The sequence below is a fragment of the Streptomyces sp. NBC_01241 genome (assembly GCF_041435435.1).
Lineage (GTDB): Bacteria > Actinomycetota > Actinomycetes > Streptomycetales > Streptomycetaceae > Streptomyces.
On the sequence record NZ_CP108494.1, the window covers coordinates 5,256,325 to 5,270,963 of the forward strand.

The 14,639-nt window shown below is 70.5% G+C and carries 14 protein-coding genes and 2 pseudogenes; 9 read left to right on the plus strand and 7 right to left on the minus strand.

Going from position 1 to position 14,639, the window contains the following annotated elements:
• Window positions 1-170 precede the first annotated feature (170 nt).
• A pseudogene (locus OG306_RS23590) lies at window positions 171-364 on the plus strand (hypothetical protein); the annotation flags it as partial.
• Here OG306_RS23590 and OG306_RS23595 read toward each other — a convergent pair.
• Window positions 356-466, minus strand: a pseudogene (locus OG306_RS23595) (isocitrate lyase/phosphoenolpyruvate mutase family protein); the annotation flags it as partial. The pseudogenes OG306_RS23590 and OG306_RS23595 sit on opposite strands and share 9 nt — an antisense overlap.
• Window positions 467-564: 98 nt before the next feature.
• The gene (locus tag OG306_RS23600; RefSeq protein ID WP_266748061.1) at window positions 565-1,077 is read right to left on the minus strand and encodes a carboxymuconolactone decarboxylase family protein; all 513 of its coding nucleotides are present in this window, start codon (window positions 1,075-1,077) and stop codon (window positions 565-567) included.
• Window positions 1,078-1,124: 47 nt separating this feature from the next.
• On the opposite strand from OG306_RS23600, the gene OG306_RS23605 reads away from it, so the two are divergent.
• Together OG306_RS23605 and OG306_RS23610 are read left to right on the plus strand one after the other, a co-directional pair.
• Complete coding sequence (locus OG306_RS23605) at window positions 1,125-2,528, plus strand: PLP-dependent aminotransferase family protein (RefSeq protein WP_266748062.1); 1,404 nt, start codon at window positions 1,125-1,127, stop codon at window positions 2,526-2,528.
• A gap of 400 nt (window positions 2,529-2,928) precedes the next feature.
• The gene (locus OG306_RS23610) at window positions 2,929-3,591 is read left to right on the plus strand and encodes a class I SAM-dependent methyltransferase (protein ID WP_266748063.1); all 663 of its coding nucleotides are present in this window, start codon (window positions 2,929-2,931) and stop codon (window positions 3,589-3,591) included.
• A 205-nt stretch (window positions 3,592-3,796) separates the two neighbouring features.
• Here the strand turns inward: OG306_RS23610 and OG306_RS23615 are convergent, their stop codons facing one another.
• Window positions 3,797-4,660: a hypothetical protein gene (locus OG306_RS23615; protein WP_266752368.1), complete on the minus strand. Its 864-nt coding sequence runs from the start codon at window positions 4,658-4,660 to the stop codon at window positions 3,797-3,799.
• Window positions 4,661-4,787: 127 nt separating this feature from the next.
• Here OG306_RS23615 and OG306_RS23620 point away from each other — a divergent pair, with 127 nt between their 5' ends.
• Together OG306_RS23620 and OG306_RS23625 are read left to right on the plus strand one after the other, a co-directional pair.
• Entirely contained in the window at window positions 4,788-5,063 is a 276-nt protein-coding gene (locus tag OG306_RS23620; RefSeq protein ID WP_266748064.1) for a hypothetical protein, read from the plus strand.
• A gap of 7 nt (window positions 5,064-5,070) precedes the next feature.
• Window positions 5,071-6,267 carry a glutathionylspermidine synthase family protein gene (locus OG306_RS23625; RefSeq protein WP_266748065.1) on the plus strand — a complete coding sequence of 399 codons (1,197 nt, stop codon included), beginning with the start codon at window positions 5,071-5,073 and terminating at the stop codon, window positions 6,265-6,267.
• Window positions 6,268-6,314: 47 nt separating this feature from the next.
• Here the strand turns inward: OG306_RS23625 and rocD are convergent, their stop codons facing one another.
• Window positions 6,315-7,520 (minus strand): ornithine--oxo-acid transaminase, encoded by a 1,206-nt coding sequence (gene rocD / locus OG306_RS23630; protein WP_266748066.1) that lies wholly within the window; start codon window positions 7,518-7,520, stop codon window positions 6,315-6,317.
• A 262-nt stretch (window positions 7,521-7,782) separates the two neighbouring features.
• Here rocD and trpS point away from each other — a divergent pair, with 262 nt between their 5' ends.
• Both trpS and OG306_RS23640 read left to right on the plus strand, forming a co-directional pair.
• Complete coding sequence (gene trpS / locus OG306_RS23635) at window positions 7,783-8,796, plus strand: tryptophan--tRNA ligase (protein WP_266748067.1); 1,014 nt, start codon at window positions 7,783-7,785, stop codon at window positions 8,794-8,796.
• Between the two features lie 160 nt (window positions 8,797-8,956).
• Entirely contained in the window at window positions 8,957-9,547 is a 591-nt protein-coding gene (locus OG306_RS23640) for a 2'-5' RNA ligase family protein (RefSeq protein ID WP_266748068.1), read from the plus strand.
• A gap of 35 nt (window positions 9,548-9,582) precedes the next feature.
• On the opposite strand, the gene OG306_RS23645 is transcribed toward OG306_RS23640, so the two are convergent.
• A complete protein-coding gene (locus OG306_RS23645; protein WP_266748069.1) occupies window positions 9,583-10,383 on the minus strand; it encodes a decaprenylphospho-beta-D-erythro-pentofuranosid-2-ulose 2-reductase in 801 nt (266 codons plus the stop codon).
• Window positions 10,384-10,607: 224 nt separating this feature from the next.
• A complete protein-coding gene (locus tag OG306_RS23650) occupies window positions 10,608-11,957 on the minus strand; it encodes an FAD-binding protein (protein ID WP_266748070.1) in 1,350 nt (449 codons plus the stop codon).
• Window positions 11,958-12,099: 142 nt separating this feature from the next.
• Here OG306_RS23650 and OG306_RS23655 point away from each other — a divergent pair, with 142 nt between their 5' ends.
• Complete coding sequence (locus OG306_RS23655; RefSeq protein ID WP_266748071.1) at window positions 12,100-13,029, plus strand: YihY/virulence factor BrkB family protein; 930 nt, start codon at window positions 12,100-12,102, stop codon at window positions 13,027-13,029.
• Here the strand turns inward: OG306_RS23655 and OG306_RS23660 are convergent.
• Entirely contained in the window at window positions 12,977-14,251 is a 1,275-nt protein-coding gene (locus OG306_RS23660; RefSeq protein ID WP_266748072.1) for a D-alanyl-D-alanine carboxypeptidase family protein, read from the minus strand. The two genes, OG306_RS23655 and OG306_RS23660, sit on opposite strands and share 53 nt — an antisense overlap.
• Window positions 14,252-14,372: 121 nt before the next feature.
• Here OG306_RS23660 and OG306_RS23665 point away from each other — a divergent pair, with 121 nt between their 5' ends.
• Window positions 14,373-14,618 (plus strand): SCO4848 family membrane protein, encoded by a 246-nt coding sequence (locus tag OG306_RS23665; protein WP_266748073.1) that lies wholly within the window; start codon window positions 14,373-14,375, stop codon window positions 14,616-14,618.
• Window positions 14,619-14,639: the final 21 nt, after the last annotated feature.

Consider the following 14,639-nt stretch of genomic DNA (forward strand, 5'->3'; position numbering starts at 1 on the left):
CCCGGCAGCACGTGCTGCCGGGAGCGCTTCGTCGTTATTTGCCGTACTGGGTGCACTTTTGACGTACGTGTGAACGGCGCACTCCACATGGGGAATCAATGGCGTGCTTTTGTCTACACGGCACTGCTGAACCGGTCTAACCTGCTCACCTTCCATGGGGCCAGAGCGACCTGCTGGGGAAACCGCCCGTGCATCCCGCCGTGAGCGAAGCGTGCAGGCTCCTCTGTGCCGGTGTCTACATGGACGACGGTTACCTGTCGTCGACCAGCTCTATGTCCAAGAGGGACGCCTCGCTGCCCCGTCGCTCGGCTTCGACGCGGCACGGGTGCTGGCCCACGCCCTGCGGGCCCGCCGCGCCGAGCTCGGCGAAGACGCGCGCGCTCGCCGCGTCCCGCGGGCCGGGGAGGACCAGCGGGTCGCCGGGCGCGCGGTCGTGGTGCAGGGCACGGAGGACGGATGCGGTCATCGTGGGGCCCCGGGACGGGCCGGCAAGGCGACGGACGAAGGGGTGGGCAGGGGCGCGTACAAACGGGCAGGGGCGTACAACGGGGTGGGCGCGCCCGGTCAGTGCTTGATGTCGCCCGGCTTGTAGTGGCCGGGGACCATGCGGGTGGTCACGGCGAACCGGTTCCACGCGTTGATCGTCGTGATCGCGGCGACGAGGTGGGCGAGCTCGGTCTCGTCGAAGTGCTTGGCGGCCTTCTCCCACACCTCGTCCGGCACGAAACCGTCGGTCAGCACGGTCACGGCCTCGGTCAGCTCGATGGCCGCGATCTCCTTCGGCGTGTAGAAGTGCCGCGACTCCTCCCACGCGCTGAGCTGGACGATCCGCTCGATGGACTCGCCCGCCGCGAGCGCGTCCTTGGTGTGCATGTCGAGGCAGAACGCGCAGTGGTTGAGCTGCGAGGAGCGGATCTTCACCAGCTCCCCGACGACCGGATCGAGGCCCCTGCGGGATGCCGCGTCCAGCCGGACCATGGCCTTGTAGACATCGGGGGCGAGCTCGGCCCAGCGGGTACGAGGCGTGTGCTCGGGGTTGAGTTCGGACGTCGGATGGCTGTGTTCGTTGGTCGTCATGGGTACGACGTTACGGCGCGGGTGGCGCATCGGTATGGTCCATTTCCATGACGGATTCCCGGGCCACTTTCGGTGCCGACCTGCATCTCGAAACGACCGGCTCGGCAGGGCTGCGGGCCGGGCTGATGGACGCGCTGCGCGAGGCCGTACGGACGGGGCGGCTGGCGCCCGGCACCCGGCTGCCGTCCTCCCGCAGCCTCGCCGCCGACCTCGGCATCGCCCGGAACACCGTCGCCGACGCGTACGCGGAGCTGGTCGCCGAGGGCTGGCTCACCGCCCGGCAGGGTTCGGGGACCAGAGTGGCGCAGCGGGCCGAGCCGCGCCCGGCGGCCAGGAGGGCGGCGCGGTCCCGGCCGGTGCACTCCCGGCCCGCCCACAACCTGCTGCCGGGATCGCCCGACCTCTCGACGTTCCCGCGCGCCGACTGGCTCAAGGCGGCCCGTCGCGCCCTGACTGCAGCGCCCAACGACGCCTTCGGGTACGGGGATCCGCGCGGGCGCATCGAGCTGCGCACCGTACTCGCCGACTACCTGGCCCGCGCTCGCGGTGTGTACGCGGAACCGGAGCGCATCGTGATCTGCGCCGGTTTCGTGCAGGCACTGAAGCTGATGGGGGTGGTGCTGCGCGGGCGGCGGGTGCGGGAGGTGGCCGTCGAGTCGTACGGACTGGACGTGCACTGGCGGCTGCTCGCGGACGCGGGGCTGCGCATGCCCTGTCTGCCGGTCGACGGACTCGGGGCCCGGACGGGCGAACTGGCCGGGCTGCGCGGGGTGGGCGCGGCCCTGATGACGCCCGCGCACCAGTTCCCGACGGGGGTGCCGCTCCATCCCGACCGGCGGGCCGCGGCGGTCGACTGGGCGCGCGGTACGGGCGGGCTGATCCTGGAGGACGACTACGACGGCGAATTCCGCTACGACCGGCAGCCGGTCGGCGCGCTCCAGGGACTCGACCCCGAACACGTCGTGCACCTGGGGACGACGAGCAAGTCGCTGGCGCCGGGACTGCGGCTGGGGTGGATGGTGCTGCCGGAGAATCTGGTGGGGGAGGTGGCCGAGGCGAAGGGGCTGAGCGACTGGTCGTCGAGTGCGCTGGAACAGCTGACGCTCGCGGAGTTCATCGAGTCGGGCGCGTACGACCGTCATGTGCGCTCGATGCGACTGCGCTACCGCCGGCGTCGCGACCAGCTCGTCGCGGCGCTGGCGGAACAGGCCCCCGGTGTCCGGATCAGCGGTATCGCCGCCGGGCTGCATGCCGTCCTCGAACTCCCGGAGGGCAGCGAGGCGTCGGTACTGCGGGCGGCCGCCTGGCAGGGGCTGGCACTGGAGGGCTTCTCGCGCTTCCGGCACCCGGACGCGGCGCCGGTGCGCGATGCGCTGGTCATCGGCTACGGGACGCCGACCGACAGTGCCTGGGCGGGCGCGCTGGAGGCACTGTTGCGAGTGCTGTCATGAGGCCGGTCGGAAGCGCGGAAGACCCGAAGGCGGTGGGCCGACGACCCTGACTCAAGGGCCGGTCCGCCCGGCTCAGGTCGCGGTACCGGTCGAATGCTTCGCGGGCGTCGGGTACGAACTCCCGCTGTCGCACGAGGGATGCGAGCTCCGTCCCGGTGAACCAGCCCTGCCAGGCGACTTCCTGGGCACTCGGCCGGACGGGCGTCGTGATGACGACCTCGTGCGGTCCCAGCCACTAGGGGCTGATTGCGCCCGCGCACAGGAATTTGAGCACGAAGCGCGGGGCGGCGTGAACGCCCGGCTTCTCCGAACCGGCGACAGCCCGGGCGAACGGGCGTGGCGGGAGGGAAGACCGTGATTCTCTCGGCTCGCCTCGGGGCCGGGAACTAGTGTCGCGAGCATGGTCGAACACGATGCCCTCAGTGCCACCCGCGAGGCCTACGACGCTGCTGCCCCCACCTATGCGCAACTGTTCCGCGACACGCTGCGTGACAGTCCCCTGGACCGCGCGATCTTGGGTGCCTTCGCCGAGGTCGTAAGGGCGAGTGGGGACGGTGAGGTCGCGGACCTGGGGTGCGGGCCTGGTCATATCACTGCCTATCTGGACGAGTTGGGGCTGACGGCGTTTGGCGTTGACGCCTCTCCTGCGATGATCGAGTTGGCTCGACAGGCTTATCCGGGCCTGCGGTTCGACGTGGGCTCGATGGCCGCGTCGGACATCGCTGACGGCGTGCTGGGCGGCGTACTCTCACGTTGGTCCATCATCCACACTCCGCCGCAGGAACTCCCCGTCATCCTGGCGGAGTTCCACCGCGTGCTGGCACCTGGCGGCCACCTTCTGGTCGGCTTTTCGGCAAGCGACGATCCGTCTCACCCGACGCAGGTCTTCGATCACGCAGTCGTGCCGGCCTATCGGTGGTGGCCTGATCACCTCGCCGCGATGCTGCGCACGTCCGGGTTGGCCGAGGTGGCCCGGATGGTTCGCGAGCCTCAGCCCACCGACCGGCGGCAGTTCCAGGAGATTCAACTGCTCGCCCGTAAAGCCCAGGCAGAGGCTGCCTGAACGAACGCGTGAGCGCATCCAGCTTGTCGGACGGAGATTTGGCAGGCTCCAGGCGTCGATTCGTGATCAGGCCTCACCACCCGTTCGAGCCCTGATCTGGTCGAACGAGGGCACTCCGAGGAACACCCAAAAATGCTTGCGCTCCTGTCGAGCATCGAGCGGGGCGATCTTCTCTTCTGTGCGGCGCTTACCGACGCCCCGGACATCACGGACTGTGCGGGACCGTCGGCCTGTCCGGTTCGGCGGCGTCCGCCGGGGCCTCGCCGAACCGGGCCAGGGCCAGCGCACCCGCCACCGCCACCACGAAACCGGCGACCGCCAGTCCGCCGAGGCCGGCACGCGTACGGTCTCCGAGCCAGATGACGCCCACCAGCGCCGGGCCGATCGTCTCGCCGATCACCATGCCGGCCGTCGCCGTCGTCACCGAACCGCGCTGCAGCGCCGAGGTGAGCAGCAGGAACGCCGAACCGCCGCCCAGCAGCAGCGCGTACACCGCGGGGTTGGCGAGCAGCGCCGTCGGGGACAGGTCGTCGATCAGCCGGACGGCGACCTCCACCACCCCGAACCCGCACCCCGCACCGAGCCCCAGGACGAGCGCCCGCGGCTTGTCCGGGAGGCGTCCGGCCCCCGCGCCGATCAGCAGAATGCCCAGCGAGATCCCCAGCATCCACCAGCTCAGGGCCGCCGGACCGGCCGCGTGGCCCTCGCCGCCGGAGGCGAGCCCCAGCATGCCCAGGCCCGCGCAGACGACCCCGACCGCGGTCCACTCGACGCCGCTCAGCCGCACGCCGAGAAGCCGGGCGGCGACCACCGCCGTCACCGCGAGACTCGCCGCCAGGGCGGCGCCCACGACGTAGATCGGCAGGGACCGCAGGGCGACGATCTGGAGCACGAAACCGCAGCCGTCGAGGGCGAGTCCGGCTACGTAGCGCCACTGGCGCAGCGCGCGCAGCAGCAGCGCGGGATCGACCCCCGCGCCCGACCCCGGCTCGGCCGCGGCCCGCGAGGCGACGGCCTGGAGGACGGAGGCCGTACCGAAGCAGACAGCGGCGCCGAGCGCGCAGATCATCCCGAGGAGCACATCAAGGACTCTACTTGCGGACGATCGGTGCACCCGCTTCCCGCCGAATCCAGCAGGCCATTAATCTGACAAGTAGCCGTACTGGCTTGCTTCGTACGACGGGGGAGACGGAAACATGGCCACACGAAGGCTGAGGTCGAGCACGGTGGTGCTCGGGGGCATGGGGGTGCTCGCGGCGATGATCACCTCCTGCGGCTCGGAACCGGACAAGCGGTGTGTCGACCCGCTGACCCAGGACAAGCTGCCGAGTTACGAGTGCAAGAACGGCAGCGGCAAGGGCTCGTACTACTACGGCGGCAGCAGCAAGAACGGCAAGGTGCAGGGCGGCAGCTTCAACAAGTCCGCCGTCGAGCGCGGCGGCTTCGGCTGCTCGGGCACCGGCGGCGGCTGAACCCGGCATGGAACGCCACACCACGCGACCGCGTCCCGACTGGCAGCGGACGGTGGAGGAGCAGGGGCTCGTCTACCCGCTCACCCGCTACCCCGACGGGTCCCTGCGTCCCTACTGGGACGAGAGCGCGTATTACGTCTTCTCGCTGCCCGAGGTCGAGGCGCTGGAGGACGTCGTCGAGGAACTGCACACCATGTGCCTGGCCGCGGCCGCGCACATCGTGGAGCGGGAGCGCTTCGCCGAACTCGGCGTCACCGACCCCCGGCTGGCCGCGCTGATCGCCCAGTCCTGGCAACGCCGGGACGAACTGCCGTCCCTGTACGGCAGATTCGACCTCCGCTACGACGGAACCGGCCCGGCGAAGATGCTGGAGTACAACGCGGACACCCCCACCTCCCTGGTGGAGGCCGCGAGCGCCCAGTGGTTCTGGATGGAAGACCGCTTCCCGGGCGCCGACCAGTGGAACTCCCTGCACGAACGTCTCGTCGCGGCGTGGCGGCGCCAGGCCGCCCTGCTGCCGCCGGGACCGCTGCACTTCGCGCACTCCGACGGGGACGAGCTGGGCGAGGACCTGATGACCGTCGCCTATCTGCGGGAGACCGCCGAACAGGCCGGCATCGACACGGAGGCGCTCTCCGTCGAGCAGATCGGCTGGGACCGGCTGGCCGGGCGGTTCGTGGACGAGCGGCTCCGCTTCATCCGCAGCTGCTTCAAGCTCTACCCGTGGGAATGGCTGGCGACCGACCGGTTCGGTCCGCACGTACTGGACACCCTCGACAACGGCGGCGGCACCGGCACCACCTGCTGGATCGAGCCCGCCTGGAAGATGCTCCTCTCCAACAAGGCGCTCCTGGCGATCCTCTGGGAGCTCTACCCCGGCCACCCGAATCTACTCCCCGCCTACCTCGACGGCCCCCGCGAACTCGCGGCGACGGGTGCGGGGGAGGGCGCGGGCTATGTCGCCAAGCCGCTGCTCGGCCGGGAGGGGGCCGGGGTCACGATCCATGAGCCGGGAAGCCCCGCCGTGCTGCGGGACGAGCCGTGCTGCTATCAGGAACTGGCGGCACTGCCGGACTTCGACGGCAACCGGGTGGTGCTGGGGGCGTGGGTCGTCCAGGACGAGGCGGCCGGGCTCGGCATCCGGGAATCGGCGGGGCTGGTCACGGACGAGTACGCCCGCTTCCTGCCCCACGTCATCCTCTAGTGCCGGGAGCGGCACTAGACCCCGGCCCGGCGGCCCGGTCGCCGGGCTCAGCCGCGCAGGACGTCGCGGAGCTGCTCCAGCCCCCAGTCCAGGTCCTCCTTGCTGATCACCAGCGGCGGGGCGATCCGGATCGTCGAGCCATGGGTGTCCTTGACCAGCACCCGGCGGTCCATCAGCTTCTCGGAGATCTCCCGGCCGGTGCCGTGGCTCGGCGCGATGTCGACGCCCGCCCACAGCCCACGTCCCCGTACCTCCGTCACCGCACCCCCGCTCAGCAGCAGCCCCAGCTCCTGGTGGAGGTGTTCGCCCAGCTCGGTCGCCCGCTGCTGGAATTCGCCGGTACGGAGCATCGCGATGACCTCCAGCGCGACCGCGCACGCGAGGGGATTCCCGCCGAACGTCGAACCGTGCTCACCCGGCCGGTACACCCCGAGCACGTCCTGCGAGGAGACGACCGCCGACACCGGCACCACACCACCGCCCAGCGCCTTGCCGAGCACATACATGTCCGGCACGACACCCTCGTGCTCACAGGCGAAGGTCTTCCCGGTCCGGCCCAGGCCCGACTGGATCTCGTCCGCGATGAACAGCACGTTCCGCTCCCGGGTGAGCTCGCGCACCCGGGGAAGATAGCCGGGCGGCGGCACCAGCACCCCCGCCTCGCCCTGGATCGGCTCCAGCAGCACCGCCACGGTGTTCTCGGTCATCGCCTCCGCGAGCGCGGTCAGATCCCCGTACGGCACGATCTGGAACCCCGGCGTGTACGGGCCGAAGTCCTCCCGCGCCTCCGGGTCCGTGGAGAAGCTGATGATCGTCGTCGTCCGGCCGTGGAAGTTGTTCGAGGCGACGATGATCTTCGCCATGCCGTCCGGGACGCCCTTCACCCGGTAGCCCCACTTGCGGGCGGTCTTCACCGCGGTCTCCACGGCCTCCGCGCCGGTGTTCATCGGCAGCACCGTCTCCATGCCGCACAGCTCGGCGAGCTGGGTACAGAAATCGGCGAACCGGTCGTGATAGAAGGCGCGCGAGGTGAGGGTCACCCGCTCCAGCTGGGCCCTGGCCGCGTCGAGCAGGCGCTGGTTGCTGTGGCCGAAATTGAGCGCCGAGTATCCGGCGAGCATGTCGAGATAGCGCCGGCCCTCGACATCGGTCATCCAGGCTCCGTCCGCCGAGGCGACGACGACGGGCAGCGGATGGTAGTTGTGCGCGCTGTGCGCCTCGGCGGAGGCGATGGCAGTTTCCGTGGTCGACACGGGATCTCCGTTCGTCGTGCGGCGTGGGCGGGGGATGATGCCCACTTTGTATCGTCGGTCGGAACCGTGGCGAGGAAACCTTCACATCACGGCGCGCCCGTCCACCGCCGGTACGGCTCCGTCCGCCGCCGGTACGGCTCCGTCCACCGCTGGTGCGGTTCCTGCCACTGCCGGTACGGCTCCGGCGGCTGTCCCCACCCCTCGGGCACCCCTTCCCCACCGGCTGCCGGAGATCGGTTCCGTACCTGAGACAATGGGGCACATGGCCTCTGAACGCCCCCGCGTGCTCTCCGGAATCCAGCCCACCGCAGGCTCGTTCCACCTCGGCAACTACCTCGGTGCGGTCCGCCAGTGGGTGGCGCTGCAGGAAACCCACGACGCCTTCTACATGGTCGTGGACCTGCATGCGATCACCATTCCGCAGGACCCCGCGGAGCTGCGCGCGAACACCCGGCTCGCCGTCGCCCAGCTCCTCGCTGCCGGTCTCGACCCGGAGCGCTGCACGCTCTTTGTCCAGAGCCATGTTCCCGAGCACGCCCAGCTCGGCTGGGTCATGAACTGCCTCACCGGCTTCGGCGAGGCGTCCCGGATGACGCAGTTCAAGGACAAGTCCGCCAAGCAGGGCGCCGACCGCACCACGGTCGGTCTGTTCACGTACCCGATGCTGATGGTCGCCGACATCCTGTTGTACCAGGCCGACCAGGTCCCGGTCGGCGAGGACCAGCGCCAGCACCTGGAGCTGACCCGCAACCTCGCGGAGCGGTTCAACGGCAGCTACGGCGACACGTTCACCGTGCCGGACCCGTACATCCTCAAGGAGACGGCGAAGATCTACGACCTTCAGGACCCGTCGGCGAAGATGAGCAAGTCGGCGGCCACCCCGAAGGGCCTGATCAACCTTCTCGACGAGCCGAAGACCACCGCCAAGAAGGTGAAGAGCGCGGTCACCGACACCGACACGGTCATCCGCTTCGACCGGGCCGAGAAGCCCGGCGTCAGCAACCTGCTGACCATCTACTCCACACTCACCGGCACCGGTATCGCGGATCTGGAGCAGAAGTACGAGGGCAAGGGCTACGGTGCGCTCAAGACCGACCTCGCCGAGGTCATGGTCGAGTTCGTCACACCGTTCCGCACCCGCACCCAGGAATACCTGGACGACCCGGAGACCCTGGACTCGATCCTGGCCAAGGGCGCGGAGAAGGCCCGCTCCGTCGCGGCCGAGACTCTGGCCCGGACGTACGACCGGATGGGCTTTCTGCCCGCGAAGCACTGAGTCCAAGGACCCTGGCGGTTTCACGGTCGCAGGCGTCACACTGGCGACGGGAAGTTGATCCGATAGATGGCTGAAAACAGGCCATCGATCATCGAGGACCATCGGCCCCCGGATCATCGACCACCGGGGACCATCGACATCGAGGATTGAGGAGAACGACGTGGGGACCGTAACGCTCGGCGTTTCGATCGCGGTCCCGGAGCCCTACGGCAGCCTGCTCCAGGAGCGGCGCGCGAGCTTCGGGGACCCGGCCGCGTACGGCATTCCCACCCACGTCACGCTCCTCCCGCCGACCGAGGCCGCGGCGGCCGACCTGCCCGCGATCGAGGCGCATCTCGCCCAGATCGCGACGGGCGGCCGCCCCTTCCCGATGCGGCTGTCCGGCACGGGGACCTTCCGTCCCCTCTCGCCGGTCGTCTTCGTCCAGGTCGTCGAAGGGGCCTCGGCCTGCATGTGGCTGCAGAAGCGGGTCAGGGACACCTCCGGGCCGCTGGTGCGCGAGCTCCAGTTCCCGTACCACCCGCATGTCACCGTGGCGCACGACATCCCCGAGCAGGCGATGGACCGGGCGTACGAGGAGCTCGCCGACTACGAGGCTGCCTGGACCTGCGGTTCCTTCGCGCTGTACGAGCAGGGCCGGGACAGCGTCTGGCGCAAGATCAACGAGTTCCCGTTCCGCGCCGGGGACGACGCGCCCGCCGTGCCCGCGCAGGGCGGCTCTTCCGTGGACAAGCCCTCCCTGCAGCCCTGAGCGCGGCCCCCTGAGCGCCTCCGGCCGCCGTCCGCTCAGACCGGCAGCCGCCGGAACAGCGGGCGTGGCACATGCCGCAGTGCCGACATCACCACCCTTAGTGCCCCCGGCACCCACACCGTCTCCGAACGCCGCCGCAGTCCCGTCACGATCGCTGCCGCGACCTCGTCGGGGGTCGTGACGAGGGGCGATGCCTCCAGCGGTGCAGCGGCGAACCGTGCCGCGGTGAGCCGCAGCGTCGCGGGGCGGACCGCCGTTTTCGGCCGTACGACTCCGGGACGCACGACCATCACATGCACTCCCGTGCCCCGCAGCGCGTCCCCCAGGCCCTGCGTGAACGCGTCCAGGCCCGCCTTGCTGGAGCCGTAGATGAAGTCGGCCCGGCGGACGCGTTCGCCGGCCACCGAGGACAGCACCACCAGCGAGCCGTGCCCCTGCGCCTGGAGCGCGCCGGCGCACACCAGCCCGGCGGAGACGGCCCCCGTGTAGTTGGTCTGCGCGACCCGGACCGCGGAGAGCGGCTCCTCCTCGTCACGCTCCTGGTCGCCCGCGATACCGAAGGCGAGGAGCACCATGTCGATGTCGCCCTCGGTGAAGATCTTGCCGAGGGTGGTCTCGTGGGATGCGGAGTCGAGGGCGTCGAAGTCGACCGTACGGACATCGGCGCCCCGGGCGCGCAGTTCGGCTGCGGCCGAGTCGAGGGCGGGGGAGGGACGGCCGGCCAGCCAGACCGTACGGGTCCGGCGGGCGATCAGCCGGCGTGCGGTGGCGAGCGCGATCCGGGACGTGCCACCGAGAACGAGCAGGGACTGCGGGGCACCGAAGGCGTCCTTCACGGGAACGCTCCTTGCAGACGAGGGGAACAGGAGGGCAGAAGACGGCGGGAGACGGCAGAAGACGGTGGGAGACGGCGGGAGACGGCAGAAGACGGCGGGAGACGGCAGGAGACGGCAGAAGACGGCGGAAGGCCGCAGTAGTCGCAGCGGCGGCAGCAGTCACCGTGGTCGCAGCCGTCGCAGCCGTCGCAGCCGTCCTGGTGATCACAGGGGCGGCACCGCCGTCACAGCGCCAAGCGGCGTGACAGGTCCGAGCGGAACGCTCCGTTCGGGTCCAACTCGGCGCGCAGCGACCGGAAGTCGGCCAGCCGCGGATACATCGCGGCCAGCATCTGAGGCCGCAGCCGGGAGTCCTTCGCCAGGCAGATCCGGCCCCCCGCCTCCGCCACCTCCTCGTCCAGCGAGTCCAGGAACCCGGCCAGGCCGGGCAGCGCGGCGGGCAGACCGAGCGCGAGCGTCCAGCCGGGCATCGGGAACGACAGCCAGCCCGCGTCCCCCGCGCCGAACCGCTTGAGGACGGCGAGGAACGACGGGCAGCGCCGCTGCGAGAGGCGGCGCACGATCCGGCGCAGCGCCTCCTCCTGGCCGTGCCCGACGACGAACTGATACCGCACGAATCCGGCTCGGCCATGGATCCGGTTCCAGTGCGGCAGGCCGTCCAGGGGGTGGAAGAACGTGGACAGTCTCCGGAGTTCGCCGATGCGGTACGCGGGGGCGCTGCGGTACCGGAACTCGTTGAGGAGGGCCACGGACCTGCGGCCGAGCAGCCCCTCCGGTACGAGGCCGGGTGCCGCCGGCAACCGTCCAGGGCGGAACGCGAGCGCTGCGCGCCGGGCGTGAAGCGGGAGCGCGTACCGGGGTACGTGCTCCCCCCGGGTGAGGACGGAGCGCCCCGTCGCACGGCCGTGGGCGAGCAGATCGACCCAGGCGGCCGAGTAGCGGTAGCGGTGGTCCCCGGCGGAGAGCCTGGCCAGCAGGTCGTCCAGATCGACGGCCCGTTCGGTGTCGACCGACATCCATGAGCTGGTGACGCGGTGGAGCCGCAGCGTGGCCGAGAGGATCACGCCCGTCAGGCCCAGCCCGCCCGTGGTCGCGTCGAAGAGGTCGGTGCCGGGCCGGACCGTACGGATCTCGCCGTCGGCGGTCAGCAGCTCCAGCTCCTGGACGTGCCGCGAGAAGGAGCCGGAGAGGTGATGGTTGCGGCCGTGGACGTCGGCGCCGATCGCGCCGCCCACGGTGACCTGGCGGGTGGCCGGCGTGACGGGGACGAACCAGCCGAGCGGCAGCAGGACCTCCATCAGCCGGTGCAGGCTGACCCCGGCGTCGCAGACCGCCAGGCCCGCCCCGGCGTCGATGGTGCGGATCCGGTTCAGCGCGGTCATGTCGAGGACGGAGCCCCCCGCGTTCTGCGCTGCGTCGCCGTGGGCCCGGCCGAGGCCCCGGGCGATGGAGCCGCGGGGCCCGCAGCCGCGTACCGTCGCCGCCGCCTCCTCGTAGGTACGGGGGCGAAAGCGCAGGGCGGCCGTCGGAGCGGTACGGCCCCAGCCGGTCAGGGACACGGTGTCGACAGACATGACGGTGACCGTATCGCCCGAGAAAACCCTTTCGAGGGATTTGTTACAACACTCACCAGTATGGGTGACTGAGGGAGTGTCGGCCCGTACGGCGGTGAACGAACCTCCGGTTTTCCGCACCCGGGAGGGTAAGTCGTACGACATGGACTGGCTGAAAAACCTCCCTGTCGTCGGGCCGATCGTCTCCCGGCTGATGGCGACGCACGCCTGGCGCTCGTACGAGACGCTCGAGCGGGTCCACGGGGCCAGGCTCGCCGCCGCGATCACCTTCATCAGCTTCCTGGCGCTCTTCCCGCTGATCGCGGTCGGCGCGGCGATCGGTGCCGCACTGCTCTCCACCGAGCAGCTCCACACCATCGAGAACAAGCTCACCGAGCAGGTGCCGGGCATCTCCGAGCAGCTCGGCATCGGCGATCTGGTGGCTCATGCGGGCACGGTCGGGGGGGTCGCCGGTGCGCTGCTGCTCCTCACCGGTGTCGGCTGGATCGGCGCGCTGCGGGGCTGTCTGCGCGCCGTGTGGGGCATGGACGACGTGGACCAGGGCAACCCCGTCATCCGTAAGCTCAAGGACGCCGGGCTGCTGCTCGGTCTCGGCGGGGCGGCGGTCGCGACGCTCGCCGTCTCCTCGGCCGGCTCCGTCGCCGTCGGCCGGACCGCCGGTCTGCTGGGCATCTCGGACCATGGCGCGGGCGGTGTGATGCTGCAGGTGGCCACCCTGGTCGTGGCGGCCATCGCCGACTTCCTGCTGCTGCTCTACCTGCTGACGCTGCTGCCCGGCGTCGAGCCCCCGCGGCGCAGGCTGCTGGTCGCCGGGGTGATCGGCGCGATCGGCTTCGAACTGCTCAAGCTGCTGCTCGGCAGTTACATGAAGGGCGTCGCGACGAAGAGCATGTACGGCGCCTTCGGCGTGCCGGTCGCGCTGCTGCTGTGGATCAACCTCACCTCGAAGCTGCTGCTGTTCTGCGCCGCCTGGACGGCGACGCGGAGCAGCGAGGACAGCGGGAAGGGCGCGGCGGCCGTCAGCGACGAGGGAGGCGACGCACCAGGTCCGGCAGCGGCCAGCGCCGGTTGACCAGGAACACCGCGCCGGCCAGCAGCACCAGGACGCCTCCGGCGATCCCGAGCGCGATCCCGATGCCACCGCCGCCCCCGCCGGTCGCGGCGGCGGCCTTGGCGGCCGGCGAGGATCCGCTGCCGCCACCGCTCTTCCCGTTCGCCGCCGGGCCCTTCCCCGTCCCGGTGTCCGTCCCGGTGTCCGTCCCGGTACTGGCGGACCTCGGCGGCACCAGCTCGCCCACCGGGGTCACCTTGCCGCTCGCGTCGAAGCCCCAGTCGAGGAGGTCGGCAGCCTCCTTGTAGACGGCGTGCCGCTCTTTGGAAGAGGGGTTCATGACGGTGACGAGCAGCACCTTGCCGTCGCGTTCGGCGACGCCCGTGAAGGTGTTGCCCGCGTGGGTGGTGTAGCCGTTCTTGACGCCCGCGATGCCCCTGTACGGGTCGACGCCGTCCGCACCGGTGAGCAGCCGGTTGGTGTTCTGGATCCCGAAGCTCTGGCGCTTCCCGTTCTTCTTCTCCGCGCCGGGGAACTGCGCCTCGGCCGTCGCACAGTACTCCCGGAAGTCCGCCTTCTGCAGGCCGCTGCGGGCGAACAGCGTCAGGTCGTACGCGCTGGAGACCTGGTCGGGCGCGTCGTACCCGTCGGGCGACACCACCGTCGTGTCGAGCGCCTGCAACTCCTCCGCGTGCGCCTGCATGTCGGCGACGGTCTTCGGGACGCCGCCGTACATCGCGGACAGCACGTGCACGGCGTCATTGCCCGAACGCAGGAACACCCCGAGCCACAGGTCGTGGACCGTGTAGCTGAGGTGCTCCTTGACGCCGACCAGGCTGCTGCCCTCGCCGAGATCCGCGAGGTCCTCGTCCTGCACCGTGTACGTCCGGGTCTTCGGCTGCAGCGCGGGCAACACGGTGTCCGCGAAGAGCATCTTCAGGGTGGAGGCGGGAGGCAGCCGCCAGTGCGCGTTGTGCGAGGCGAGCACCTGGCCGTTCTCCGCGTCCGCGACGATCCAGGATCTGCCCGTGAGCTTCTCGGGCAGTACCGGGGCGCCGGGGCCCAGCTCTACCTGCGTGCCGGTCCGGCCCAGTAGTTCGCCACCGACCCGGGACATGACGGCGGGCGGTTTCGGCTGGTTGTCGGAGGTGTCCTTGTCGACCGCCGACGCCGGGCTGACGACAAAAGTGGACAACAAGGCGGCAGAGGTGATCGTCAAAGAGATCTTTTTCAGAGCGGGCACGGTCGGAAACGTACAGGGCGACGGTGTGGATGGGGATACGGACGGCTTGACCCGCCGTGCGAGCCGCCGGGACAGCCCACCCCGGGCGAGGCCGCCGGAGCGCGGACGGGATACTGGAACCATGAAGCTCAGCCGCCCGGTCTCCTGGTTCCTGCTCGCGTTCGGGGTGTGGAGCTGGTTCATCTGGGTCACCTTCGTCAAGAACCTCTGGAAGGACGGCAGCGGACTCGCCTTCGACGACGCGGGTGACCCGACTGCGTACTTCTGGGTGCATCTGCTGCTCGCCATCACTTCCTTTCTCCTGGGGACGGTCATCGGTGTGATCGGGTTCCGTGGCGTCAGGGCTTTGCGTCGAGAACGTGCCTGACAGGCCGCACGACAGGCGGAG

Bases quoted from the DNA above. Each gene is read 5' to 3' on its own strand.
- OG306_RS23600 (WP_266748061.1), bottom strand. From the start codon at position 1,077: ATGACGACCAACGAACACAGCCATCCGACGTCCGAACTCAACCCCGAG.
- OG306_RS23605 (WP_266748062.1), top strand. From the start codon at position 1,125: ATGACGGATTCCCGGGCCACTTTCGGTGCCGACCTGCATCTCGAAACG.
- OG306_RS23610 (WP_266748063.1), top strand. From the start codon at position 2,929: ATGGTCGAACACGATGCCCTCAGTGCCACCCGCGAGGCCTACGACGCT.
- OG306_RS23615 (WP_266752368.1), bottom strand. From the start codon at position 4,660: ATGATCTGCGCGCTCGGCGCCGCTGTCTGCTTCGGTACGGCCTCCGTC.
- OG306_RS23620 (WP_266748064.1), top strand. From the start codon at position 4,788: ATGGCCACACGAAGGCTGAGGTCGAGCACGGTGGTGCTCGGGGGCATG.
- OG306_RS23625 (WP_266748065.1), top strand. From the start codon at position 5,071: ATGGAACGCCACACCACGCGACCGCGTCCCGACTGGCAGCGGACGGTG.
- trpS (WP_266748067.1), top strand. From the start codon at position 7,783: ATGGCCTCTGAACGCCCCCGCGTGCTCTCCGGAATCCAGCCCACCGCA.
- OG306_RS23650 (WP_266748070.1), bottom strand. From the start codon at position 11,957: ATGTCTGTCGACACCGTGTCCCTGACCGGCTGGGGCCGTACCGCTCCG.
- OG306_RS23655 (WP_266748071.1), top strand. From the start codon at position 12,100: ATGGACTGGCTGAAAAACCTCCCTGTCGTCGGGCCGATCGTCTCCCGG.
- OG306_RS23665 (WP_266748073.1), top strand. From the start codon at position 14,373: ATGAAGCTCAGCCGCCCGGTCTCCTGGTTCCTGCTCGCGTTCGGGGTG.